The organism is Halomonas sp. B23F22_20 (assembly GCF_043496985.1).
Taxonomy (GTDB): Bacteria; Pseudomonadota; Gammaproteobacteria; order Pseudomonadales; family Halomonadaceae; genus Halomonas.
This window is the reverse complement of sequence record NZ_JBIEKH010000111.1, coordinates 1-621: the sequence shown is the minus strand read 5'-3', so window position 1 is coordinate 621 and position 621 is coordinate 1. Positions and strand designations below refer to the sequence as shown.

The following is a 621-nucleotide window of genomic DNA, read 5'->3' as shown; positions in this document are numbered from 1 at the left end:
AAGATGTGCAATCTCTACAAGAAAATGCACCAAATAAAACCAATCCCTCAGGAGGTCACCATTAGGAGGTCCATGGGGACAGGTACGTTGTCCCTTAGGGGATTGAAATATGTTTTTTATTTAAACAAGAGAGCACCCGTTAAATATAAATGCCCAAGCAGACCCATAACCCATTTCTTATGTTTATTTAGTTTTACAATCTGACCTGAACGGGAATCACATGTTAGAAGTAAAACTAACTTCTTTGTTTTGAGGAGGATAAATATGAGTAGTGGTCATGATACAGAGAAAGAATATATGAAGAGAAAAGCAAGAGAGAAAGAAAATCATTATAATATATTGACTAATCTTGGTTGGAAGAGTGTTGGAGTTCTGTTTCTACTACTAATAATAGCTTTCGTAGTATATACGTTGTTCTTCCGTTAGGAACATACTTAGTATGTGAACCCCCCAGAAATACTGGGGGGTTTTTCAATAGGAATATTGACTCCTTACGCTTTCAGTCCCTTATACCAATACTCGATATGTACTAGTACTCAAGGAGTGATAACCAAAATGCAGCTATCTTGCACATTAGTTAAAGAAGAAATTTTCAATTGTTACAGATAAAATAAATGCACA

The 621-nt window shown here is 35.4% G+C and carries 1 protein-coding gene; it reads left to right on the top strand.

The annotated features are described in order from the left end of the window. The first annotated feature begins 264 nt into the window (after positions 1-264). A complete protein-coding gene (locus ACGTN6_RS20845) occupies positions 265-426 on the top strand; it encodes a DUF6366 family protein (RefSeq protein ID WP_394595004.1) in 162 nt (53 codons plus the stop codon). Positions 427-621 lie beyond the last annotated feature (195 nt).

Excerpts from the sequence above, each read along its gene's own strand:
- ACGTN6_RS20845 (WP_394595004.1), top strand. The coding sequence starts at position 265 with ATGAGTAGTGGTCATGATACAGAGAAAGAATATATGAAGAGAAAAGCA.